This window comes from Acidobacteriota bacterium, from assembly GCA_016700075.1.
GTDB lineage: Bacteria > Acidobacteriota > Blastocatellia > Pyrinomonadales > Pyrinomonadaceae > OLB17.
The window spans coordinates 246250-272205 of the sequence record CP065000.1 but is presented as its reverse complement, the minus strand read 5'-3'; the positions used below and the strand labels follow the sequence as shown (position 1 = coordinate 272205).

The following is a 25956-nucleotide window of genomic DNA, read 5'->3' as shown; positions in this document are numbered from 1 at the left end:
ATATTCAAATACCTGCTTCTTTAAAGTCTATCGCCCAACTTGGGACGAAGAGTTGAGTTTGAGGACTTTTTAAAATAGTTTCGAACTTGCCGTCTCCGTCCTTGTCAAAAAAAGCGAAAACAAACGATATCCCTATAGACTTGGCGGATTTTGTTCTCCTATTGTTCACTCCTACACTGTGAGCTACACACCAATAAGCGAATACCCTCTCACCTACGCTATATCGACTTACACTCTGTATTTTAATTTGTCCAAAAGTGGCATCAATGTCTCTAAACGGTTCATCTGTAACAAGGTCATTCGGTCCATATTCGACCACGGTAGCGGACACCGCATTTCCTCGGCTATCCTTAAGATCAACGTTAGCTTTCCGCATGATCGGCCGGCTTTTGAGATCGGGAAGCTTCCACCCGTCCTTTCGAATATAAGGGTCATCCTGTGGATTCTCGGTCTGGTTTTGCCTGTGTTCGGCCATTGCTTTGTTTGAATTGGTCGATATCGTCCTAGTTCCGCCGCACTGCTCAAATGAAGAAACTAAACATACAACAAATAAAGCTAATAAGGGAAAGAACTTAGCCATATTATTTCTCCTTCGACTTCAGTTTTTCAGACTTCACAAGATCACCTAGGTTGCATTTACCCGAAGTGGCCCCATAATTACAGTTTACGTCTTGATTATTTTCAAAAACATTTTGCCCGGCCTGTATTGCTGCCTTAAGATCGTCGCTTTTTGTAAGGCTCTCAACCACACTAAGAGCAGCTTCATTAAGGGTATTCAGAGCGCTGGAACCATCGGCCCCGCCGTCGACGTAAAGTAAATTTGTTCCGTTTTCCGATGTCCAATTCTGACGCAATTGTGAACTATCACACGAGAATACAGCAACTGTCGACGCCTCTGTTTTGCTGTCCGAAATGGTCGTTCCAGCGACGCCCGATCCGTAAATCGCTCCGTCATTGAACTCAATGCCAACTCCTTTGTCCCGCATTGAACCGCCCTTCATATGTTTTGCATATGTATCCGGATCAGTTAGGGAATGACCGACAAAAATCGTGGTTCGCCCTTCTGTCGAAATTGATTTTCTAAAATTCTCAGCCGTGGCTTTGTTGCCCTCGAAAATATTGATTTGAACACCCCCTCGCAAAGCCCGTTTCTGCAGCGTCCGCCATTCTTTGGAAGCCTTATCCGTGTATGAGATGAAAACATCGATCACCTTTTTCTTCTTGGGGTTTTTTCCATTTGGGTCCACCGTCGCTAATGGATCATTTAGTATGTAGATGTAAGCATTCCAACGTTGCGGATTTGTCTTATGTCCCTGTGAATATATGACGGGATCACACGAGCTGAACCTGCCATGTGGATATGAATACATTCTCGCCTGAGCAAAATCCAACCCGCTCTCCATATCTCGTTCATAGCCGGTGAATTGTTTGCGGATGGTGTCGGCGTCGTAGGCTAGACCGGTTGTGCGCTCGGCGGTGTAGATTTGTTCGCCGAATGGGTGGAAGTCGCGTCTTGATGTGACGTTGCCGTCGCGGTCGGTGTTGATGCGTGGGGAGCCGAGGTGGTCGGCGGTTAGGTACGCGACTTTGGCGGTTTCGACGGATTCGACGACGGTTGAGTATTCGGCGATTGATCTTCCGCTTGCGTCGTGGACGAAGACGGTTACCTCGCCGGTTGCGGGGACGATCTTCTTGACGCGTTTACCATCGCCGTCGTAGCGGTATTGGCCGATCACGGTATTCTGCGAATCGCGGACTTCGGTCTGTTTGTTTTCTGCGTCGTAGATGAACGTTCTGTTATCGGCATCGACGGTGGTGTTGCCGGCGGCGTCAAAGGTGTAGCCGTTTAAACGATTGTTCGCCGTGTTCACCGAAGGATTCACGATCGGTCGTATGGCCTCGCAGACCTCGGTATTGCCGTTGCATTCTTTCGGCAAAGTCGTCGTCAGGCTCTCATTAAAATTCCGATTTCCGTACCGATCAAACGTAAACGCCTGCCGCCACGATTGCGACTGCGAACCGCCGTGAGGCGTGACATTCTCAGTCGCGTCCTGCAACCGGTTGAGCGAATCATCTTGATAGTTCTGCACCGCCGTGAATCCTGTATCAACCCCGACCGTCGGAATCGTTACGAAGCCCCGGTCCCAATTGTTCTCGAGAAATCGCAATATCGCATGCCAGAACCCATTCCTTTCCACTAGAGGTTCTGAACGAAAATCTCACCATTGCTAGTGCCGTAAGCTAGTCGTGTCCCATCTTGAGAAAACGCTATTGATCTTATCTCGGTGGTCGCATTAAATTTCTTCACAATCTTGTTGTCTGATACTCGTCTAATGACAACTGTTTCACAGCAATTGAGCAAACCCGATGATGCGAGCAATTTTCCATCAGGGGAGTAGGCAACGTTGTAGCTCATTCCAGAGTTTTTTGATAGAAGTTCGCGCGGCTTCTGTTCGTTCCTGGTGCTCGTACTCCATAGCTTCAGGCTGAAATCTCCACCGTTGTAACCGCCAATTGCTATCGACGCGCCGTCAGGTGAAACCGCTAAGCCGACAATCTGTCCAAAACGCACCGGAATCTCATAAACTACCTCTCCGGAATGGAGATCATAGACCGAAACCATCGGACCCGTTGAAGCCCACCCTATCTGTGCGGCGACTATTAGCTTATTTCCGTCAGGAGTAAATATGGGTTTTCCGATATTTCGGATCGGAAATTGACGGATTTCCTTACCGTCGTCAGTTCTCCAAATCCGTGCAATTTTTTCGAGCCCTATCGTAACCAAGGTCCTTCCATCGGGGGAAAAGGCCATTTCGCTCCGTGAATGCTCGAGTAGGGCTTTCGTCTGAAAATTTGCAGCATCAAGTAAAGCTGTCCGATCCACCCGATCGTCCTGCGCAACGCCCTTTACAACGCTCGTTTGATCAATCGAAACCGCGAGTACATCCGCTCTCGGTGAGACCTCCATCTGATATATATGGGAAATCGTGTACATATCCCTATCCTGCTTTTCGTCAAGATCCAAAAATCTTATCCGTTTGCCCGAACGTATATCCCAGATAGCAATTGTTCCATCTAGACTCGATGAAAACAGTTGACTGCCGTCAGGGGTAAACCATAACGAATTGACATAGCCGTTTCCGTGCTGCAGTCGTAAATCACGGCCTTGGGCAAATCCCGTAATCGACGCGATCAAAACTAAAAATATAGCGAGCATTGTGGCTGTTTTATTTTTTCTTAATTCCATAGCTAGGTTGAATTGTCTTTCCACTCGGACGACTGATGAAAGCATTATAGATATTGACCGGGTTAGCTCCATTAATCGCTCTTAAAACATTCGCGGCATTGTTGCAACCTATACAATCCTTTCCTCTTTCATCAGCGTCCATATCCAAAGCACCAAACTTCTCACTGATGGCAAATGATAACTGAATCTGTCCCCTATCCTCGTTCTCCCGATAAGTCACATCGTAAACAACGCCCGTCTCATCGTTCTTATGCTCAACATCTTGACCTCTTGGGCCGATGAATCGCTTATCTGACGCTTTCTCGCTACTAATACTATCCATTTGTGTCTTTAGTTCGGCATCTACATTTGCGTAGATTCTCTCGCCCTTCTTATATCCCGTTAAATCCCGCACGTAACTGATCGCGCTTCTACCATCACCAAATGTTATGTTAGAGAGGGCAGCCGTCATGTTTAGAATTCCAGCTAGCTGCTTTCCTCCGTCTACAGTTTTGAGCCTCTCATATAGTTCCTTACCTTCAATTGGAGCCTTACCTTTATCGACCACAATTTTCGATTTGTTAAAAATACGTTGCTCTTCAGCTGTCAGTTTGTCGAATTCTCGCCAAACAAATTCTGGTTTCAGTCCCGTCGGGTCGTTCAGTTTCAATGGATTGTTGAAAGCATAAGAATATCGATTCCAAGTCTGTGGATCGCTGACGACTGCACTCGCCATCAATGGGTCCGGGCTTGAAAACCGCCCGAGATTGTAGCTGTGCATTCGAGCCTGTGCGAAATCTAGGTCGGTTTCGGTGTCGCGTTCGTAACCGGTGAACTGTTTTCTTACCGTGTCGGCGTCGTAGGCTAGGGCTGTCGTGCGTTGGGCGGTGTGGATTTCCTCGCCGAATGGGTGGAAGTCGCGTCTTGATGTGACGTTGCCGTCGCGGTCGGTGTTGATGCGTGGGGAGCCGAGGTGGTCGTTTGTCAGATAGGCAACCTTCGCATTTTCTACGGATTCGACTTGGGTTGAATACTCCGCGACAAGTTTGTCCATCGCGTCATAGACGAACACCGTGACTTCCTCTGTCGAAGGGACGACCTTCTTTACTCGCTTGCCGTTTCCGTCAAAGAAATATTGGCCGATGGTCTCATTCGATGAATTTCTAACTTCGTATTGCTTATTCTCGCCGTCGTATTTGAAGACTCTGCCTTGCGGATCGTTCGTGGTGTTTCCGCTCGGATCACAGGAATAGTCTTCGCTCGTGTTCAGGCGGTTATTGTTCTGATTGACCGAAGGGTTGAATATCTTTCTGTCAGCCGTGCAGACAACGGGATTACCGCCGTCCAAGCAGCTTTTTGGCAAAGTAGTTGTATTTGCCTCATCAAAGTTTCGATTGCCGTATCTGTCGAATACGAAACTCTGTTTCCACGTTTCGGTCGAGCCGATAACTTCGTTCGCAGTTTTTAATCGGTTGAGCGAATCGTAAGTGTAATTCTGCGTTGCCGAAAAACCGCTTTCGACGCCGACAGTGGGAACCGTTATCACCTGAGATAAAAGATTCCCGTTATTCTGCGATGAGCCGTAATCGAAATCAAGTTTGAGCAGATTGCTTCCATTCTGAGTTGATCCCAAATAGGCGGCCGTCATCTGCATTCTCGAGTTGAACTGATTCGATTGCCACTGGCCATTCCCCAATTGCAGCGACGTCACCGCACCAGCGGCGTTGTAGGTGAAATGCTTCGCATAATCCCAATAGCCCGAATCTTCGTTCTTTTTGCTCTGAATAATTCTCAGATCACGGTTGCCGCCCAGTACGCTTGTCACAATAAGGACGCTTAGGTATGTCTGCTCTACCAGTTGTAAACTCCTTCGATCGCAAACTTCGTTGTCATTCGTTTCCGTCATAATCAACAACTTTTAAGAGACATTGGATTTCCGAAAACTCTCGTGTTAAATCAGGAACGATCTTTAATGCAAGCCAGTCTTTCCAAAACTTGCTTTTAGCGGACTTTCCATCCAGTCTAACTGTCAATTCGTTTTCGTGACAGTACATAGGCGTCGGAACAGAATCAAACTCATCAAAAAAGGGGTATCTATATAGTTCACCATCGTCGTAAGTCCAAACCCATACACGATTGGCTTCGACCCATTCAGTAAACCAATCCCTAATGCGGCCCAATAAGTCACTACTTGAGCTCTTCAAAGAAAACACCGCTACAACGGAAAACGAGCCGTCGTCTTTCTGTCTTGGAAACTTGATTTGACTAGTCATTGAACTCTTGTGAATACCCCCGTTGAATTAACTTGAGGCCAGGAAGGGCGTTGAAACATATATGTGCCTCCTTCTCCAACCCTTAACGTCCCTGCCCCAATCATCGCGTCGGCCGCTTGTCTTGGAAGTGTCAGCTGAATAACCGCCGGTGTTCCTCCCGAAGGATTGGCCTCAGCAAAAATCCGAGCCGTTCCCAGGTTTGTAGTGGTCCAAAAAACATCCCCTCCACCAAGATTAATGGCATTTTGCACGTTCAGCCCGCCCGTTATAATATTGGTGGCACTGTTAACATCCGTTCCGTGAAATACTACCAATGGACCGCTTAGATTCGGAGGCGGCGGCATTGTATCCGTCCTTGCATCGGGAACTGCGGGGGCGCCCGTGAGCGGAATCGGCTGACCCGTTCCCGCTGGACAGACATTCGATGGACAATCTGTCGGATTCGCTGTGGTGGGTGTGCCGAGAATAATACCCGGAACAACGAGCGGTGCGGCAATCGAACCCATTATGGCCCCCGCAGAAATTCTCGGTATCGACTCAGAAAGAATCGAAAGAATCGGTCTGAGCGCAACCGTAGTGCCCAAAACAGCCGTTGATGTTTCAATAATTTGGGAGGGCGTTTCATCTCGGACCTCTACGACTGCAATCTCAGCGCTAAGGTCAGTAAAGCAACCGGCCTCGCCTCGTTTACAAGGACTTGTACAGGTTGTTCCTGCCGGACAATCCTGTAGTCCTAATGGATCTACAAAATTCAGCGGATTGTTAACAACGTAACTGTAACGATTAAAAGTCTGAGGATTCACGCGCCTCGCTGACGCCATCAAAGGATCAGGACTAGTAAACCTTCCGAGATTGCTATTTTGATAACGTGCTTTGGCAAAGTTTAAGTTTGATTCGTCGTCTTTTTCATATCCCGTAAATTGTTTTCTTACGGTGTCGGCGTCGTAGCTTAGTGCTGTTGTGCGTTGTGCGGTGTAGATTTGCTCGCCGAACGGGTGATAGTCGTGCCGGGCGGTAACGTTTCCGTCGCGGTCGGTGTTTATTCTTGGACTGCCCAAATGATCATTTGTGAGATAGGCGACCTTAGCGTTTTCGACGGATTCGACGACGGTTGAGTATTCCGCGATAGATCTTCCGCTGGTGTCATAGACGAAGACGGTAACTTCGCCCGTGCCGGGGACGACTTTTTTCACACGCTTGCCGTCACCATCAAAAAAATACTGGCCGATCACGGTGTTGTATTGGTCTCGAACTTCTTTTTGCTTGTTCTCGCCGTCGTAGATGAACGTGCGGCCTTCCGGATCGTTTATCGTGTTTCCGGCGTTGTCGTATTGCCAGCCGGTCGAGGTCAGGCGATTGTTGCTCGTCGAGATCATTGGATTGCAGATCGCTTCGGGGCAATTTGGGTCGGGGAATGTGGTATTGCCACCGGTGAAGTCAAATCGTCGGTTTCCGTAACGATCGAACGTGTATGTCTGTTTCCAACTTGTCGCGCTCGCAATCGTCTCTTCGGCGGATTTCAGACGGTTCAGGGAATCGTAGGCGTAATTTTGCACCATGATCGTCAAACAAAGACGTCGGAACTTGCTATCAGTAACACAAAAGGGTCAATAGCTGGGCCTATCAATTATCTTGACCTTCTTTGCGAATATCTCAATCGTATCGGGCAATTTGAAACTCGAAGTTATGCTACTTTTCGACTCATAAGGTAAGAGTCTGAACGCAATTCTAATGATTAAATCTCTACGTTCTTGGTCGGATTCCTCAAACTCCCATTCATTGAATGCCTCTTTAATGACAGTGTGAAAAAAGGGACGTTTTGCGTTGGATTCGATTGAAATAACTTTTCCACTTTTCTCTATTTGCAACGTAACCTCAATAACTTCTTCAACTCCAAGAATTATCGCCGGCGTCGGATAGCTCGGTAAGGCCATACGCACGATTTGAGGAATGTCCTTCTCCTGAGAAAAGGCTAAAGAACTCAGTAGTAAAGTAGTTAGACTCATCAAAAAAAATGTCCTCATTTATTGCCTCCTCTGCCATCTAAAGATCCTGTCCCCTTGGTTCTGCGGTGTAACCCGCCGATTTTGAGAGTCTCTATATCCATCTCGAATTTTGTTGTCGATCGCCGTTTGCCTTCTGTCATTAGACCACCCTGGCCCCCAAATGTCAGTTTCACCTTGTCTATACCGAACATAATTCGATTCTGTTGTATAAGCCCTGTTTTCGGTTTCGTATTGAGTTAGATTTAAAACTGACGTTGCGGCGTCGTAGTCAGCGTTACCATTTGTATAGGCTTCCCTAAAAAATTCGGTAGCGAGAGCTTGCCGGTCGGCAATATGGCTTCCTTCGTGAACGATGTTATCTGCACTTATACTTTCAAACGTAACCACTACATTCGCCTGCACTCCAGTAATTGCTCCCTCGGCGTTGGTAACTTCGTTGAAAAACCGGACATTTCCCCGAGCATCTCTTCCTGCACTCACTTGAGCAACAGCATTTCCGGGAATGTTTCCAAACTCAACCGTAACACCATTGTTGACATTTACCGCACCATAGGAACTGACGGCTCTTTGAATATCTGCAAACTGAGCGTCTGTTAAGCCGCGCGCTCGTGCAGTTTCAGCAGTTAGAGCTTGCAAAGTCGTTAGGGTGTTAATGATTTGGTTTCGCCTTTCTACAATTCCTCTGCCATCTCTCGTTCTATTTAGCTCTTCATCAGTTTGACTTCCTCCTAAGCTTTCGCCCCAAACATACATTCCGGTCGGGTCAGTAAAATTAAGCGGGTTGTTTCGGACATAGACATAAAGATTCCAGCTTTGAGGATTTGAGGTTCGAGTGTCATTGGTGAAATCATCTGAACTCATGAAGCGTCCATGATTGTGAGAAAAATATCTGGCTTGAGCAAAATCTAGATCCGTTTCGGTGTCCAGTTCATAGCCCGTGAATTGTTTTCTCACGCTGTCGCTGTCGTAACCGAGTCCAGTCGTGCGTTGAGATGTGTAGATCTGTTCGCCGAAGGGGTGAAAGTCGCGGCGGGAGGTGACGTTGCCGTCGCGGTCGGTGTTGATGCGGGGTGAGCCGAGGTGGTCGGCGGTTAGGTACGCGACTTTGGCGGTTTCGACGGATTCGATGACGGTTGAGTATTCGGCGATGGATTTTCCGCTCGCGTCGTAGACGAAGACGGTTACTTCGCCCGTTGCTGGGACGATCTTTTTGACACGTTTTCCGTCGCCGTCGTAGCGGTATTGGCCGATCACGGTATTCTGCGAATCGCGGACTTCGGTTTGTTTGTTTTCCGCGTCGTAGATGAACGTTCTGTTTTCGGCATCGACGGTGATGTTGCCGGCGGCGTCAAAGGTGTAGCCGTTCAGACGATTGTTCGCCGTGTTTGCCGATGGGTTGACAATCGGCCGGATCGCCTCGCAAACCTCCGTGTTGCCGTTGCATTCTTTCGGCAAGGTCGTGGTATTCGCCTCGTCAAAGTTCCGGTTGCCGTAACGGTCAAACGTGAACGCCTGCCGCCACGACTGCGTCTGCGAACCGCCGTGGGGCGTGACATTCTCAGTCGCGTCCTGCAACCGGTTGAGCGAATCATATTGATAACTCTGCACCGCCGTAAAGCCAGTATTCACACCAACCGTCGGAACGGTTATCGTCTGGCTAAGAACATTGCCGTTGTTCGCGGTCGCGCCGTAACTGTAATCGAGCTTGAGAAGGTTCGTAGCGTTTGGCGTCGCTCCCAGAGCGATCTGCGTCGGTTGCAGTCGTGAGTTGAACTGCGTCGATTCCCATTTGCCATTCCCGAGCTGCATACTCGTCACCGCCCCGGCGGCGTTGTAGGTGAAGTTTTGGGCGTAGTTCCAGTACCCGGCAGAAGCGCCTTTCTTTGATTGAACCATCGAAAGATCGCCGTTGGCGTCTAAAACATTCTTTACAACACGTCCGCTCGGATACGTCTGCTCGACAAGCGCACCTGACAGGTTGTACACATACCCCGTCGCATACTCCTGCCCATCCGTCGTCTGTTTATGTCCGGTCACTCTTCCTAAGATGTCGAACGCAGTGTATTCGGTTGTCGAGACGCTTGGCGAAACTTTGTTTACTTGTGTTTGGACGACTAGTGGAATTGGCTAAAGAAATGCAGTCTCAAAGGCCGGACCCTAATTCTTCCTCATCCCGTCCACAGCCGGTGAAGCTATTGCTCTAAATTCTTCAGGATGATAGCTTGGTCGCCACTGATCCAAATGTTGTTTCCGTCGAGTGAAAGAATACGCAATAAATTCAAAGTTGTCGGACTTTTTGATTTCACCCAGCTTGTACCCCCGTCGGTGGAGTTATAAATACTTCCCTCTGCCCCGACTAGCCAAGCAGTCTCATCGCTGATAAGCAAATCATTTAGAGCTTTCCCTGCCTCGGGAGTTCGATTTCGCCATGATCGTCCACTATCGTGGCTCATCAACAACACACCGTTTTCAGAACTGTCCTTACCAATTAACCAAACATCGTTACCAACTGACTTTACCCTGTTAAATCGGTACCTCTCGCTCAGAACGATTTCCGCCCAATCTTTTTGGTAGTGATAAACGACATTACTATTTCCGATGGCCCATACTTCGCCGGAGTCGCTACACGAAACGCTATCTATGCTTTGCTTGTTTCGGAAAAAACTGTCTAATACCAATCTCTGTCCGTAAACCCTCGCCTGAACGACTCCTCCATCTCCCGCCAGCCAAATCTCATCCGCGTTGCCGATGCATAAATCACGAAAATATGTGAATTTACCATTTAATTTCCGTAAGGATTTCTCTTCAAAACTAAACTTTCTCCAACTCGATCCCTTGTCGGTGGTTCTTAAAACAAGCGGGGCCGCTAAATCTTCAGTGCCAACTACCCATCCGTCGTTTTCACTTGTGAAAACCCCAGCATAGACCCCATTTTTTTCCTGGTAATATACTTCATTCCAGGAAATCCCTCCATCGTCGGTTTTCTGAATGGTAAGTCCCCTAACCGCAATACCCATGTCTCTATTAAAAAACTTGACCAGATTGAAAGGAATTGAATGACCTAAATGATCTTCGGTAACAACTTTCCAATCTTCAGGGGGTGTCAGTTCAGTATGCGACTGTCGAACTGGAAAACACCCTAGAATTACTGGAACGAGTGCGGCAAATAATAGAAGCTCTCTCATTTTCATCACTTCTCCGATTTTCTTCTCTGTTGTCCAGGAAATCTTTCCCTTACTGCATTTTCAAACCTTATCGAGTTTCCGGTCTGGCCGAAGAGTTCGTCGTACCCATGACCAAATTCGTGACCATCAACCACACTGTTATCCTGGAAATTGAGGCGACGTCCGTCGTTCGTTAAATGCGGTTTTCCGAAAGGAGCTAATCTGTTTGCGGTGGACGCTGCATCTGGAGCGACCCAGATTTCTATGTCACCACTAATACTTTCATTTGCGGGAATCGTTACCCCTCCACCTGACTCTTTTCTTACATCTCGTAAGGCTTGTGTCTTGTTGCCTTTTTGATCGACTTTGAAGTAGGAAACTTCAAGGGCAATTCGGAACCGCACCTTCTCCGGACTTGACAGGATAGCGGCGAATTTCCTACTGAATTCTTTGTTTAATGGAGTGTCTCCAATACTCGCAAACTTGGAGCAATTACTGCCGCAAACATCTCCTTCGTTTAAGTACAGAATTCTACCATCAGAGCTTTGCTTGATTAGATTGTATCGCTCGTCTCCAAGCAAGTTTTTTAATCTCTCGTGTGCTTTCTTTACGTCCGCGTCGTTGCCCGACAGATAGATGACCTCTCCGGTTGGGTCCGTGTACTTAAGAGGATTGTTAATGGTGTAGGAGTATCGATTCCATTGCTGAGGAACGCCAAGATATCTATTTAATTTGGCTCTGGCCTTTTCCTCGGTTTCCTCGAACTCGATTTCGGCGACGATCTTGTATGGGTCCGGCGATGTGAATCTACCATGCCCAGAGTTGTAATATCGCGCTTGTGCGAAATCCAGGTCTATTTCGTCGTCTCTTTCGTAACCCGTGAATTTCTGTCTGATATCGTCAGATGAGTATCCGAGGGTTTGGGTGCGTTGGGCTGTGTAGAGGTCTTCGCCGAAGGGGAGGTAGTCGTTTCGTGAGATCACCGCTCCGTTCTCGTTGGTCTTGATCCTAGGGCTTCCGAGGTGGTCTGATGTTGTGTAGGCCACGGTTGGTTCCGGGCTCAAATTTGTGGAATACTCTGCGATAAGTTTGTCCATCGCGTCATAGACGAAAACTGTTACCTCGTCGGTCGAGGGGACGAACTTCTTTACCCTCTTTCCGTTTCCGTCGAAGAAATACTGGCCGATGGTCTCGTTCGACGAATTTCTAACTTCGTATTGTTTGTTCTCGCCGTCGTATTTGAAAAGTCGGCCTTGCGGATCGTTCGTGGTATTTCCCGTTGAATCATAGGAATAGTCTTCGCTCGTGTTCAGGCGGTTATTGTTCTGATTGACCGAAGGGTTGAAGATCTTTCTGTCAGCCGTGCAGACGACGGGATTGCCGCCATCCATACAGCTTTTCGGCAGAGTAGTTGTGTTTGACTCATCGAAATTTCGATTACCATAGCGGTCAAAAACAAAAGTCTGTTTCCATGTTTCGGTTGAGCTGATAACTTCGTTCGCAGTTTTCAAACGGTTGAGCGAATCGTAAGTGTAATTCTGCGTTGCCGAAAAACCGCTTTCGACGCCGACGGTTGGGACAGTTATCACTTGGGATAATAGGTTTCCGTTGTTCTGGGTCGTGCCGTAATCGAGATCGAGTTTGAGCAGATTGCTTGTATTTTGAGTTAATCCCAAATAGGCGGCCGTCATCTGCATTCTCGAATTATACTGATTTGACTGCCATTGGCCATTCCCCAATTGCAGCGAAGTCACCGCACCGGCTGGGTTGTAGGTGAAGTTTTCGGCGTAGTTCCAGTACCCGGCAGAGGCGTCTTTCTTTGATTGAACCATCGAAAGATCGCCGTTGGCGTCTAAAACATTCTTTACAACACGTCCGCTCGGATACGTCTGCTCGACAAGCGCACCTGACAGGTTATACACATACCCCGTCGCATACTCCTGCCCATCCGTTGTTTGCTTGTGCCCCGTCACTCTTCCTAAGATGTCGAACGCAGTGTATTCGGTTGTCGATACGCTGGAACTCACTTTTGTAAGTTTACCCTTTGCGTTCGTCAAATTGTCATAAAAATAACTCACCGCCCGCGTCGAATCCGAATAGCTCCGCTGCGTCACACGATTCAAAGCATCATAAGCGTAAGTCGTCGTAATGCTCCTCGCATCGGTTTTCGTCGTCAAATTCCCATTTGGATCATAGCCGTACTGAATCGTCCCGCTCTCAGGATTCGTCGCCGTCAGCAGCCTCGACAAACTGTTGTACGTAAACGTCCTCGTCTGCGCACCCTGGGTCACCGTCGTCAGGTTATTGAGCGTGTCATAAGCATAACTTGTTGCCTGATTAGGACTAGAGATCGAACCGAGGCTTCCCGTACTACTGCTATCGTCCGGCTCGTCAACGCGGATCAACTGGCCTAACCCGTTTGTAACAGAACGGCGCAGTTTTCCGGCCTGGTCGGTGACGGTGGTCGTATTTGCATCGATGTCGGTTCGGACGATGCCGGTAGAGTTCGTATTACTGCCGCCAAAGACTGTAGGCAGCCCGGCACCCGCAAACGTCTCCGTCTCAGCACGCCGACCATGGCTCCACGCCGTCGACAACGTCCATCCCATCGTCGCGTCGGTTTCCGCCGATGAAGTCGCAGCCCGATATGGATTCGACGATAGTTGATACGTGTACCCGGAAACCGTCTTATACCGAGCCTGCACCTTGATGCCGTCGGTTTCGTTGGTGGCGGATTGGGTTGCGGAGTCTTCGAGCGTTTTGCTCAGGCGCACTCGGCCCAGTTGATCAAAGAACTGCGTCGCGACCTTTTTCCCGTCGCCGACCGTTTCAAGGTCCGAACGGACGATGACACGCCGATTGACATCGTCATATTCAGTCTGGGTCCAAGATTCGAGATTGGTGCCTTGTGCGGTGATCGCTTTTGTCGGCCGCCCAAGATCGTCGTACACCATCGCATTCGTTACACCATTATCAACGTCCGTCGTCGTCAACACCGCTCCCGTATAAAAGTCGTACGTCGCCGTCGATGTCCTCGCGAGCGGCGTCCCATAAGCCGCCACCGTCTGGGTGGGGTAAAGATCGGCTACGTAGCCGGTCGGAGCAGTTATATTCCCGTAGGTTATCTCAGTGACCGTGCCGTTAGCGTCCGTCGTGGTGAGCGGCATGCCGTAGCTGTTATACGTCGCCTGCGACTTGACGGAGTTGTTGTCGGTCAATGGCGACGAAACAGCACCCTTTGTCGAATCCCAAACCCGCGTCAGTGTAGGATTGGCCGTGGTCAATGGGTCGTCGTAAGTGATCTCGGTTTGCGAGACGGTCTGTGTGGAGGCGTTTTTAACGATGACCCTCCGGGTAAGATTCCTTGGCCCTGTGAAGTCCCAATAGCTGTAATTTGACTGAGTCGTTGTGTCCGAGGAATCTGGAGTGCCATTGTAATATTCCGTGTAGGTTGATCTGACCGGAGCCCCGATGTTCTGAGGCAGGCCTGTCGGGAAACCATTTGTCCGCGGAACTTCGCCGTAGGGAACAAAATCATACTCGGATACGGACGTCGGATTCCCATTACGGTCCTGTGTGAACGTCTTGATCGCGGTTTTAACATAGTTTCCCGTGGCATCCTTGATAGAAACAAACTCGGCTTTTACAAATGGGTTAATGCCTGTTGGTCCTGAGCCATAAAATCCCCAAAGCCTTTCTACCTTTGACCCGTTTGCCCGTTCAATTGACTTTACTAGGCCACTATAGGCGTCTTGATAGGCGGTGTTCCCATGAATCTGAGTCATCACGCTGCCATCGGGTGAAGTTACAGTCGCGCCTGTCGGGCCGATAGCATATTGCCATTCTTCCTCGACCAAGTTCGACGATCCATCATTTTCGGTATAATGACGCACCGTCTTTTTGCTGACGGCGTTTCGCAAAGCGAAATCAGTGCTAGGAGGGTAAGTATTCGAATCGGGCCAACCCGGGATGGAATATTCATAAAAAGCCTCTGCTCCGGACGGCAGACGAATGTAGCTTAGCTCTCCAAAACCGTCTGATTGCTCATCAGATCGCAGTTCCTCATCACTTCCGTTGTAGCCGAACTCGTATTTGAGGCTTCCATATTCAGGAGGCAAAATGATCTCGTCAACTACATCCCACTCAGAAAGCAGTACCTGATTAGACGCCCCGCCCCGGCCGCGAATACTGCCTGCTCCGGTTGTCCTGTAGTGTCGCCGAACGTTCGTCATCTTGTATCGGATCTTCCATTTGATCGGTGTGCCGTTTGGACCGTTTCCGTAAACGAAAAGCTCGTTTGGGGAGTCCCCAGAGGTCAAAAAGATCTTGCGACCGAGTTGGTCGCCGATTCCGCTAGCATTCTTACCGTTATACTGAAAACTCACCGGCTCCAGATAGTTTCCGTTACGGTCGGTTAGACGGCCATTAGAGCTTTGGAAATAGCTGCCATCCGGAAAATAGACGGTGTACGGATTGTTCGTTTCGTCGTCATCCTGGTCATGAGCAATGAATAGACGAATATACGATCCATCCGTCGTGTAATAGACCATACCGGAAGTTGAAACCTGAGAACTGTTGTTTGAGCAGTTAGGCGGCGCCGGTGGGATCTGATACCAGCCAAAGTCGTAAAGCTTTCCATTGGGGGAAATGTTCCAGAATCCGTTGTCTTCGCTGCCATAGCCGAGCGGTCGGAAATCCTTTTCGCTGCCGTCCGGAAATGCAACCTGTACTTTCCACTGATACGCATTTTTTGTGTAAGCTTCCAAACCGTGACTACAATCTGCCAGCGGTGTCGTCTGAAAGCGATTCGTAACTTTCAGTTGAAACGAAAGGGAGCTAACAAACTGCCAGCCACCCTTCTCACTCGGGAAAAGCGCATTCTGATCGGTGGGATCCTGTGTGCTGTCGTCGGCAAGTTCTTCAACCTGTGGCTTGTATAGTTTGCTGTTATAGCTTAGACCTAGCGACGCTGACAGTCCACCGCGGCTCTTTGGCAGGGAAACGAATGGCATGTTAAGTGACAGGTTCCCGTTTGTAAGATTAATGTTCTCAATGTCGGATAGGGAGAATGACGCGCCGTTAGCAGATCCTCGTTTCGGATCTAAGGGGTCAGAGTTTTGTGCGACAAGATTCGATGTCGCCGTCAGGCCAGTTACGATAACAACGGCTACACATAGAGCACGGGTTATCAACCTATAAATGAATGTGGAAACTAGGAATCTTTGTTGCATTGTCAATCTCCATTCGACGTTCTGCATCTTTCGACGTTTAAGTTATGGATCGAACAGGTCCTGCACCCCGTAATTTACCTTCTGTAATAAGCCGGTACGGGGATGTCGTCTTGGGTGCCCCATATCTCGGTGCGGGTTTGCGAGTCCGAGGATTTGCGGATGTACCACATTCCTGGGTTGCCTTTTGTCGGGAGCACACGCCAGATGGCGATATCGCATTTGCCATCGCCGTCGTAGTCGTTAGGTACTAGTGTGTCGCCTGAATCGCCGTAGTTGATCGTGTCGGTCTGGTTGTCAGAAGAGCGTTTTATGTACCAGTTCGTGTTTGACGGACGGAATAGGGCGAGGTCCGATTTGCCGTCGCCATCGTAATCGCCGAGCACCGGTTTGTCGCCGCTGCTGCCGAATTGGGTCGAAAAGTTGTGCTGTGTGGCGATGTCATAAACATAGAATGTGGCGTTGGAATCTCGCCAAACCACAAGGTCCGCCCTCCCGTCACCCGTGACGTCTGCCGGTACAGGCACGTCCGATGACGTTCCCCACGACTGCGACGTCACCTGAGAGGTCGAGCTATTGTGCACATACCAATCGCCAGTAGAAGGGCGATAGACGGCCGCATCGGTTTTGCCGTCGCCGTCAAAGTCCGCCTGTGCCGTCAGGTCCGTGGACATCCCGAGCGAAATATAGTCAACAGAGCTGTCACTGCTGCGGAGAATGTACCAGGTCGTATTTGACGGACGAAATACGCAGAAATCGGTCTTGCCGTCGCCGTCATAGTCACCCGGGACGGGGATGTCGCCGGCCATTCCCCAGCCTTGCAAGGTTTGCTGAGAACCGGGCCCGCCGAGGACATAGAATGTCCCGTTTGACGGCCGCCATACCGCAAGGTCCGCCGGAGGGACGGCATTGGCATTTGCGTCCTCGACCGCAAGCAGGCGGGATCCGGCGTAGATATACTCCTTGCTAAGCTGCGGCGTAGGCATCGGGCTTGCAACAGCAAATGGATCCCAACTGCTAGGTGAGTTCTTCGGGAGTTTTCGACCGAACCAACCGGTCCTCTCACCGGTCAATGCATCCGTTCTAGGGAACCAGCCGTTTCTCGCAAATATGCCGGCTGTCAGCAGCAACGCGAACGCAAACACTCCGGCCGCAAACAAGACGCTGCGACGTCGATAAAAGATCCGTGCGGGGGCAGGGACATTATGGTCTCTCCTTTTGTCCTGATCCAAGGGGGATAACCAACTCGTTGTTGATCGATTTACACGGAGCATACGCGCCCTATCGATCTGTCAAGCGTTTTTTCTAATGGAAGCATTTTTGAAGGAACGATGTACGGTGAGGCGCCGAGATGCGCCGCTCGACAAGCGGAAAGCGCTACCGGTCAGATCCACAATTGCGGCTCAACTACAGACGCCGCAGTTATATTTGGCCAAACACGGGGCGTATCGAAATACGAAAAAATGGATACTGTCGGGGCCGATACCGGAGATGGCTTTGGAGTTTTGGGGGGCCGTTTTCGCCGTGTGCCGCTAAACCTCTGAAATACAATAGGTTATCAGCATTGAGCTACGTGCGATATCGAAACGGGCAACCTCAAAGCGAGTCATTTTCGCCGGTTTCTCGCCCGGGATCAGTTTTTTCAAGGCATTTTCAAGTGACTTTAAGCCAATGTCACGAGAAATCAAGCCAATGTCACGAGAAATCAAGCCAATGTCACGAGAAATCAAGCCAATGTCACGAGAAATCAAGCCAATGTCACGAGAAATCAAGCCAATGTCACGAGAAATCAAGCCATTGTCACGAGAAATCAAGCCAATGTCACGAGAAAACAGGCCATTGTCACGTGACCTTGATACATATTTTGGATCTGTGTAAACTAGCCGGCCTGTTTTACCTAGATCGCCAGGTTTGCAAAGTCGCTCCTGTGCCGATGAATTGAAAGGGCTATCCGGCGGGTCGGCGGGATCGGGTATGAAAGAAAAGGAGAGCAGCCTCAAAACAAAAGAAGGCGTCGCGGGGACGCCTTTTTGTTTAAGTGGTACACCCTGCAGGACTCAAACCTGCGACCTTCTGATCCGAAGTCAGACGCTCTATTCAACTGAGCTAAGGGTGCGAGAAACTATTTAGAACCTGTCGGATCGCCTGTGTTCGATGCAGCCGACGGAGGCGACTGAAGGACTCGGACGTATCGGACAAGCATTGCAACCTCCCGTTCATTGAGCTTGTCCTTAAATGCCGGCATTCCTTCCTTAGGTACGCCGTTGTTGATGTAGCCGGCGATCTTCTCATCTGACATCTTTTTGATCTTCTCAGCCGTCAGATCTTCGACGTTAAGGGTCTTTCCGTCTTTGCTCATCTTGCCGCCTGTTCCGTCCTCTTTGTGACAAAGGGCGCAATTTGCGGTGTAGAGGTCCTTCATTATTGCCCCGCGGTCGCGAGCTTCCGGATTGCCTTCAGAGGGCTGTGACGGCGTTTTAGCAGTTTCAGCCTGCTTATTTTCAGGCTGTTTGTTCTCAACGGTGCCGCCGCCGCAAGATGCTGCAAAAAAGACCGACGCGGCGATAACAATGGAAAGTTTTAGATACGTCATAACAGAGATGAGTCTAGCGGATTCATTACTGTTTCTCAAAATGCGGGATATCTTCGAAGGACCGGGCAACGTTAAAAATGCCGCTAGTACGTTGCCTTGTTTCGTTGGGTCATTTATCTTGTGACGTATGAAGCTCTTTTCACGTTTCGCGGTCGCGATGGGCATCGCTTTGATATTGATCGTCCCGGTTGTCAGGTCACAGTCAGAGGCCGCAATAACGGGTCTGCGGGATAAGGTCATCGTCCAACGGGATGATCGAGGTATTCCGTACATTGAAGCAAAGAATGAACTGGATCTTTACTTCATGCAGGGCTATGTGATCGCGAGCGACCGACTGTGGCAGCTTGATCTGCTGCGGCGCCTTGCTCGCGGCGAGACGGCAGAGATCTTTGGCAGGATGACCCTGGAACAAGATAAACGCTGGCGGCGTTTTGGATTTGCTAAGGTCGCTTCCGACAGCTTGGATAGGATGGGGCCCGAGATCGTGAGAGCACTACGGGCTTATTCGGACGGCGTTAATGCGTATATGTCGTCTTTGCCCGACGATAAGCTGCCGCGAGAATTTCAGATCCTGCGTTATAAACCTCGTCCTTGGGAACCTGCGGACTCGTTAGTGATCGGAAAGATCCTGGCGGACGCCTTAAGCAGCACCTATCAGCGCGACCTTCAACGTCTTGCGATCGCCGGTATGCCCGCCGACAAGGCCGACGATCTGACCAAAACGGTTACCCCTTATGATGTGGTGCTTTTCGGCAAGGATTCAAAGCCCCCGGGACGTGTCTCCGAAATTGCACCCCACCCAAATGATCTCAATTGGTCAGATCAACTCTTCAAAGACAATAAGCTTCGCGAGGCGTCACTTAGATCCGTAGGACTTTATGCCGAAGACCTTGCGGCAAGCAACAATTGGGTCATTTCCGGAAAACGCACGGCAAGCGGGAAGCCAATTCTTGCTAACGACCCTCATCTAGCACCAGCCGCACCGGGAATTTGGTACATGGCACATTTGTCGATGCCGGGCGTTAAGGCTGCGGGTGTAACGTTCCCCGGCACACCCGGTATTGTGTTGGGACATAATGAACACATCGCATGGGGCGCGACGAATGTCGGTCCTGACGTACAGGATCTATACGCCGAAACAATACGGGATGGAAAGGCATTGACCGCGTCGGGGTTGAGAGAAGTCCGGACGCGAACCGAAAGCATTCGGTTTCGTGCAAATCCTACCGATCCAACACTTTCTATTGAAAATCTCGCGGTTACTGAAACGGACAACGGCCCTATCATCTTGAACCAAGGCGATCGGTCGTATTCGCTGAAATGGACGGCGCTCGATCCAAAGAATAACGAGGTAGAGGCGTTCTTTCTCATCAACCGTGCGAAGAACTGGGAAGATTTTCGCAAAGCACTGCGATCCTACGGCGGACCGACGCAGAATTTTGTATACGCTGACACAAAAGGAAATATTGGGTGGCAGGTTGCGGGAGCGATACCGATTAGACGCGTCGGGGACGGTGCTTTGCCGTATGACGCCGGGAAGAGCGACGGAGACTGGATCGGTATGATCCCGTTTGCTGAATTGCCGTTTCTGTACAACCCACCCGAGGGATTCATTATGACGGCGAATCAACGTATCGTCGGGACCGATTATAAATATCCGCAGATGTCACGAGACGCGGCCCCACCTTGGCGTGCCCGACGCTTGTATGAATTGATCTCGGCAGATCCCAAGGCGACATTGGAAAGCTCAGAAGCAGCTCAATTCGATATTATGAACATCCCGTTGAAGATGTTCGCGGCGGACTTGGCCGGATTGAATGTTTTGGACGAGACGACCTTGCATGCCTTGAAGACGTGGGACGGCCGAATGTCCGTTATCTCGACGACAGCAACCTATGTCAACGAGGTTCGCAACTGCTTCGGCGAGACCATCGCCAATGCATTTCGGCCCGCTACCGCTGCCGCGGTCCGGGAGAGGGTCCTTTACTGGGCCGTCAGGGACAGATCGAGCAGATGGCTGCCCGCGACGTTCAAGGACTACGGCGAGTTGGCAAAGTACTGCGACGCACAGACGGTAGAGAAGCTCAGCAAGAAATATTCTGCAGATCGTGAAACATGGCACTGGGGGAAGGAGGCCGCAGCCAATTTTCCGCACCCGCTTGCACAGACTCCGCTTATCGGAACACTTTTCGCGACGCCTAAAGCCAATCTCGACGGCAGCGGACAGACGCCGAATGTCGCGTCATATGTTTCAATGCGGCATGTCGCAACGCCCGGGGACTGGGATAAAACGAGATTTGTCATTCCATTAGGCCAATCCGGTGATCCTTCGTCGAAACATTTCCGAGATCAGTTCGGTGCATGGAGCAGCGGCAAAGCGCCAATATTTCCATTTTCTCCGGTTGCGATAAAGGCCGCGGCTGTTACGAACGTCACTTATTCGCCGAAGTAAGACGGTCCAGGAAGTCGCCAAGGATCACTGCGGCGGCTTCGCTGTCAACCGCATTCTTTTCGAGTTTGGCGTTCTTTCCCCGCAGCCATAATCGGCGCCGTGCTTCGAAGGTGGTCACCCGTTCGTCCTGAAGATGGATCGGAAGATCTATCGAAAGCCGCAGTTTCTCGGCACATCGGCGTGAATAACGGCTCATTTTGCCTTCGCTGCCGTCAGATTCCAACGGCAAACCAATGACCACTGCCGCAGCATCATAACGGGCGATTAGTTCTTTGACGCTTGACAGCAATCTTTTCCAGTTTGTTGAAGAAACGGCGGTGAGCGGTGATGCTACTGATCTAGTTGGATCGGAAACGGCGACTCCCCACAATTTAGTGCCGGGATCGAACGCCAGCAGTCTGCCGGCCGCCGTGATGATCTCCGGATCTGCGATTTCGTTGGTATTGTGTGTTTCTTCAACTTGGTCTTGCATCGATCTGCTGCGGCGGAGGATACTAGCGAAAGTATCGCTAAGACGCTCCAATGTCTAAACGATACGAGGTTTTTTATGTCAATGAAAGCAAAACTGTGGGTAGTTGGGATCTCAGGAATTGTGACCGCATATGCAATGGTCGGCGGAATGCCTTTTGTCGGGAGAATGCTCTCGACGTCGGCCCAACAACCCGTCAATGATTCGGCGGCCCAGATCCGGATAGTAGAATCGGTTCTCCAGCACATTCAGAATGACTATGTTGACGAACCCAACATGGATAAGGTTCGCTTGGGCGCACTACGCGGCCTGGCCGCGGGTCTCGATCCATATTCGTCCTTTTTGACTGCGGAACAAGTACGTTCCTTCAATGAAAATGCCGAAAGCGGCAAGGTCGGTATAGGTGCGGAATTTTCTCAGATCTCGGGCTATCTTTACGTCATTTCTGCGATCAAGGGCTCGCCTGCAGAAAGGGCCGGTCTGCGGTCGGGAGACGTCATTGAATACATCGACAACAAAGCCACGCGGGACATTTCGCTTTACGATGCCAGACAACTGATCACGGGAACTGCGGGCACTACCGTCGATCTTCGGGTCCTGCGTTCCGGCGAACGCCCGCAGACGATAAAGGTCGTTCGTGGGACATACAAAGTGCCGCCGGTTGAAACTCGCGTCGAACTGGGCAAGATCGGAGTCGTTAGAGTATACAGCCTCGAGACCGGAGAAGCCGGCGACATCAAGGCCCAATTGGATAATTTTCAGAAGCAGGGCCTCCAAAAGGTCATTCTCGATCTTCGGGGCGTTGCTGCCGGCACGCTTCAAGAGGGCGTAGCGGTTGCGAATCTCTTTATTCGTGAGGGTGAACTAGCTCGAGTCATCGGTCGCGATAACAAGGTTGTGAGCTCATTCTCAGCCGATCCGTCGAAGGCCGTATTCACCGGTGAACTTGCGGTCCTGATAGATAACAGTTCCGCCGGTGCCGCCGAGGTCGTGGCATCTGCGGTCGCTGATCTAAAACGCGGCGAGGTTATCGGAGAGCGGACATTCGGTGCCGGAACCGAGCAAAAGCTGTTCACGCTAAAGAGCGGCGACGGCTATTTGCTTACGGTTGCTAAGTGGGCCTCGCCGACAGGCGTTCCGTTCCTCGGCGAGGAGCGTGCCACGATGGGCGTAAAACCGACAATCGAAGTAAAACGTCCGGATGTTCTTCCGCCGCTTGACGTAGAAAATCTCGACCCTACGGCTCCCGAAACACCGCAGCCATCGCCGTCACCGTCACCTGCAAAGAAGGAGATCGAGGACGTGCAGTTCAAGAAGGCAGTTGAAATTCTGCTCGGTGCCGATAAAGCTAAGGCCGCATAAGGCGGGAAGAAATCAGGTCTGCCGAAACTGGATGTAGAGGAACCTCAACGGTTCCTCTTTTCGTTTGAAGACTGCATTGTTTTGACCTCGGATGACTGGTAGAATTGACGGGAAATGGAGATCTCAAACGTGATCGTTCGCCCTTTTGCGGAAACTGACCTTAACGAGTGGTTTCGGCTCAGGAGGCTTCTGTGGGACGGCACCGCGGACGAAGATCACCAGGACGAAATGTATGATATTATTTCGGACCCGGAATCTCAGTTCGTTGCAGTTGCGGATGACGGTTCCGGAGGCCTTTGCGGGTTCATTGAGGCCAGCATTCGCCCCATGGCTGAAGACTGTGAGAGCGAAGACGTCGGATATCTCGAAGGCTGGTTTGTCGAGGAACATGCCCGGCGGCAGGGCATCGGACGCGCCTTGGTCGCTTCTGCTGAGAACTGGGCCCGTGAACATGGCTGTATAGAAATGGCATCTGATGCTGAACTGGAAAATTCGGTCAGCTTAAACGCCCATACAAAGCTAGGCTACAGCGAAACGTCGCGGCTCATTCATCTTAAGAAATATCTCTAGTCTTAAGAAATGTTGTTGTTATTCTCTAGATCTACCCGCATTATTTTTTGTGTAGCTCTATTTGCTGTCACCGCGGGAGCTCAATCCTCAGACCAGCTTTTTCCCACGCCTGTTTACTCGAACGAGATCAGCGGCAACATAGCAGCCCGCAGGATCGGCGATAACAGGCTTACACGCTATTTCTATACGTTCAATGCTTCGCAGGGTGATCTTTTCATGAACGTGGTGACGCAGAATTTTAGCGGCGACATCGATGTTTTCATCGCCGATACCATGCAATCGGTAGGAAAGATCATCATTTACGCGGATACTTCGAGAAACGAAACCGGGCGGCTGATCTATTTCAGGAAGCCGGAGAAACTCCTTCTGCGGATCGAAGGCCGCACGCCAAGTGACGAGCCGGCAACATTTGTAATCAAGTTTGCAGGTAGTTTCGTCGCTTCTACCGAATCAGGCAAAGATGCCGTTGAGGCGCCGACCATCCGCCGGGAGGTGGCTGTTTCCAGGGTGGAAACTGCGGTCGTCCGGGCTCCGGAGCCGGCCGCAAAACCTGCAGAGGAAAAGGCTGATACCGCTCAAAAACAAATTAACGTGGCTCGACCTCAAGCTCGAAACAGCGAACGTCCCGCCCAGAGTCCTATACGAGGTCGAACGCCGCCGCGGCGTCAGCCATCCGCAGCTGCTGTAAAAGCGCCAAGCCCTCCAAAAGATCCAAAAGCGGCTGATCCAAAGCAGCCGGCAACCGCCAAGTCAACGGCGAGACCCGGCGATAGCCCGGCAACGATCTTTGATCCAAAAAAGGCGGAAGCTGAAGTTGTGGATCCGATGGCCGGAATAGTAATTCGGATCGTGCTAAAGGACGGACGGGTCATCGAGAATCGGATGTCGGAAGTGCAAAGCTTTTCTTTTGATAGGGGTCAATTGACCGTTAGAACGAAGGACGGAAAAGTAAATCGCTACGCCCTATTGGACGTAGCGACATTTACCATTGAATAGACCTATGCGTAATCCTTACGCATAACTGTGCAAGCCGGGCAGCAGGTAACTCACGCCCAAATAAGTGAATATCACCAACAAGAAGCCGATTATCGCAAAGTAGGCCGAACTGCGTCCTTTCCACCCTCGTGCGATCCTTGTGTGCAGGAACGCGGCATAGGTGAGCCAGGCGACGAGTGCACCGGTCTCCTTTGAGTCAAAGCCCCACGGCCTTCCCCAAGACTCATTGGCCCAGATCGCCCCGGTAATCAGCAGGATCGCCAGTCCGGCAAAGGCGAGGGAGGCGGTCTTGTACATCAGGCTATCGAGCGATTCAAGACTTGGAAGCCGCTCGCGTATGACATCCGTTCTAAATGCAAAGAGCGTTACAAAAAAGGTACCGACCAACGCGGTCAATAGTGCCGAAAATTCAACAGGATTGGTGCCCAAACCCATGAACATTCCGGGCCCGTTGTTTTGGACATATGCTCGTCCCATTTGGTCAAATTGCCTTGGTGTCAATTGAGCGAGTTCCTGAGCGGTCAGATTCTGCCGTTCGGCCATTGCCTTCCCGGCAATGGTGTATTGCTCAGGCTGGCGATTGAGCTGCTCCTGCAGACGAGCGAATGTGTCTTCACCGCCCGATCGAATACCGCTTACCAAGAGCCCGATCGACAGTATCTGCGCGACAAATGCGGCCTTCAGCAAATAGTGGCCAATGACCTTGGCTTTCAGATTATCCTTGTAAAGATATAACAGGAACGCTACAACCACACCCGCTAAAAGAATACCTGTGACAACAAGCACCGGGCCGACGTACGGAAGTTCGAGACGAAACGGAGCCGAAAACGGTTTTTTGCCTGTTTCGTTCGGAACGAACAATCCGGTTCGATAGACGAATTCTGTAAATACCGAAAATTTGCTGATCGTTGCTATCACTGAGAGGGCGAAAACACTGGACCAGATCGCCATTGCCTCAACCTTCACGCCGTCCTTAAGCAGGTACATCACGGCAACACCGAAACATACCAGAGCGACGCCGTAACTGAGCGACGCATCGCCGACGTGGATCGGACGCCAATATGAATCAAGAACCGGAGGAAGATCGATGAATTCGCCGCCTATGAAACGAGCCAGTACCAGAATTAGAGCGGCAAGCGGCAATGTGAAAACAGAGAGTACTCGGAACTTTCGGCGTTGCGCAAAGAGCAGGGTGGCTATGCCGGCACCGAACGCGAATGCAAGACTTAGGTCGTAGAGATTAGCAAACGGCACATACCGCCAGATCCACGGCTCAGCCATGTTACCGCTTGCACGCATAACTGCGATCTCGTGATCGTATGCATTGACCCAGCGGACGAGCCAACTGGAGAAATTGAAAAAGACGCCCAAAGCCGCCCCAAAAAAGCCGATGCGTTCGGCCATTTGGGAAGGTGCATAAAGATTCGTAAGAGCAAAGACCGCGCCCAAGATGTAGCAGGCAAGCGCTATCATCATCAGAGCCCCATCCGATATAAAGTTCTCGCCCATCTGAAAGCGAAGCCCTAACATCAGAAAAGAACCCAAGAGAACCGCGATTCCCGGGATAAATGAAGAGAAAGTGACTCGTTCCTCTAACCTGTCAAGTTCCTGCATAGT

At 50.5% G+C, this 25956-nt stretch carries 18 protein-coding genes and 1 tRNA gene; 4 read left to right on the top strand and 15 right to left on the bottom strand.

Features of this window, described 5'->3' with window-relative positions; translation table 11 throughout:
• Positions 1–4: 4 nt before the first annotated feature.
• From IPM50_01250 to IPM50_01190, 13 genes are all read right to left on the bottom strand, one after another.
• Entirely contained in the window at positions 5–580 is a 576-nt protein-coding gene (locus tag IPM50_01250; GenBank protein QQS33237.1) for a hypothetical protein, read from the bottom strand.
• Position 581: 1 nt separating this feature from the next.
• Positions 582–2198 (bottom strand): hypothetical protein, encoded by a 1617-nt coding sequence (locus tag IPM50_01245; protein ID QQS33236.1) that lies wholly within the window; start codon positions 2196–2198, stop codon positions 582–584.
• On the bottom strand, positions 2198–3247 hold the full coding sequence (locus tag IPM50_01240; GenBank protein ID QQS33235.1) for a WD40 repeat domain-containing protein: 1050 nt from the start codon (positions 3245–3247) through the stop codon (positions 2198–2200). The genes IPM50_01245 and IPM50_01240 overlap by 1 nt, the downstream gene beginning before the upstream one ends.
• Entirely contained in the window at positions 3228–5132 is a 1905-nt protein-coding gene (locus IPM50_01235) for an RHS repeat-associated core domain-containing protein (protein QQS33234.1), read from the bottom strand. Before IPM50_01235 ends, IPM50_01240 begins: the two co-directional genes overlap by 20 nt.
• A 363-nt stretch (positions 5133–5495) precedes the next feature.
• The gene (locus tag IPM50_01230) at positions 5496–7067 is read right to left on the bottom strand and encodes a hypothetical protein (GenBank protein QQS33233.1); all 1572 of its coding nucleotides are present in this window, start codon (positions 7065–7067) and stop codon (positions 5496–5498) included.
• Positions 7068–7106: 39 nt separating this feature from the next.
• Complete coding sequence (locus IPM50_01225; protein QQS33232.1) at positions 7107–7523, bottom strand: hypothetical protein; 417 nt, start codon at positions 7521–7523, stop codon at positions 7107–7109.
• Positions 7524–9542 (bottom strand): RHS repeat-associated core domain-containing protein, encoded by a 2019-nt coding sequence (locus IPM50_01220; protein ID QQS33231.1) that lies wholly within the window; start codon positions 9540–9542, stop codon positions 7524–7526.
• Positions 9543–9697: 155 nt separating this feature from the next.
• On the bottom strand, positions 9698–10690 hold the full coding sequence (locus IPM50_01215; GenBank protein QQS33230.1) for a hypothetical protein: 993 nt from the start codon (positions 10688–10690) through the stop codon (positions 9698–9700).
• Between the two features lie 5 nt (positions 10691–10695).
• Positions 10696–15435 carry an RHS repeat-associated core domain-containing protein gene (locus tag IPM50_01210; GenBank protein ID QQS33229.1) on the bottom strand — a complete coding sequence of 1580 codons (4740 nt, stop codon included), beginning with the start codon at positions 15433–15435 and terminating at the stop codon, positions 10696–10698.
• Positions 15436–15974: 539 nt separating this feature from the next.
• Positions 15975–17042 (bottom strand): VCBS repeat-containing protein, encoded by a 1068-nt coding sequence (locus tag IPM50_01205; protein QQS33228.1) that lies wholly within the window; start codon positions 17040–17042, stop codon positions 15975–15977.
• 387 nt (positions 17043–17429) lie between these two features.
• Positions 17430–17897: a hypothetical protein gene (locus tag IPM50_01200; protein ID QQS33227.1), complete on the bottom strand. Its 468-nt coding sequence runs from the start codon at positions 17895–17897 to the stop codon at positions 17430–17432.
• Positions 17898–17936: 39 nt separating this feature from the next.
• Positions 17937–18013, bottom strand: a tRNA-Arg gene (locus IPM50_01195).
• A 6-nt stretch (positions 18014–18019) separates the two neighbouring features.
• Positions 18020–18490, bottom strand: a complete 471-nt coding sequence (locus IPM50_01190) for a cytochrome c (protein ID QQS33226.1) — start codon at positions 18488–18490, stop codon at positions 18020–18022.
• A 127-nt stretch (positions 18491–18617) separates the two neighbouring features.
• Here IPM50_01190 and IPM50_01185 point away from each other — a divergent pair, with 127 nt between their 5' ends.
• Entirely contained in the window at positions 18618–20942 is a 2325-nt protein-coding gene (locus IPM50_01185; GenBank protein QQS33225.1) for a penicillin acylase family protein, read from the top strand.
• Here the strand turns inward: IPM50_01185 and ruvX are convergent.
• Entirely contained in the window at positions 20923–21414 is a 492-nt protein-coding gene (gene ruvX, locus IPM50_01180) for a Holliday junction resolvase RuvX (GenBank protein QQS33224.1), read from the bottom strand. The genes IPM50_01185 and ruvX overlap by 20 nt on opposite strands.
• Before the next feature lie 75 nt (positions 21415–21489).
• On the opposite strand from ruvX, the gene IPM50_01175 reads away from it, so the two are divergent.
• The 3 genes from IPM50_01175 to IPM50_01165 all read left to right on the top strand — a co-directional run bounded on the left by IPM50_01175 (position 21490) and on the right by IPM50_01165 (position 24339).
• Entirely contained in the window at positions 21490–22773 is a 1284-nt protein-coding gene (locus IPM50_01175; GenBank protein QQS33223.1) for a PDZ domain-containing protein, read from the top strand.
• A gap of 114 nt (positions 22774–22887) precedes the next feature.
• Positions 22888–23343, top strand: coding sequence for a GNAT family N-acetyltransferase (locus tag IPM50_01170; protein QQS33222.1), 456 nt, complete (start codon positions 22888–22890; stop codon positions 23341–23343).
• Positions 23344–23352: 9 nt separating this feature from the next.
• Positions 23353–24339, top strand: coding sequence for a hypothetical protein (locus IPM50_01165; GenBank protein ID QQS33221.1), 987 nt, complete (start codon positions 23353–23355; stop codon positions 24337–24339).
• Between the two features lie 15 nt (positions 24340–24354).
• Here the strand turns inward: IPM50_01165 and ccsA are convergent, their stop codons facing one another.
• Positions 24355–25953: a cytochrome c biogenesis protein CcsA gene (gene ccsA / locus IPM50_01160; protein ID QQS33220.1), complete on the bottom strand. Its 1599-nt coding sequence runs from the start codon at positions 25951–25953 to the stop codon at positions 24355–24357.
• Positions 25954–25956: the final 3 nt, after the last annotated feature.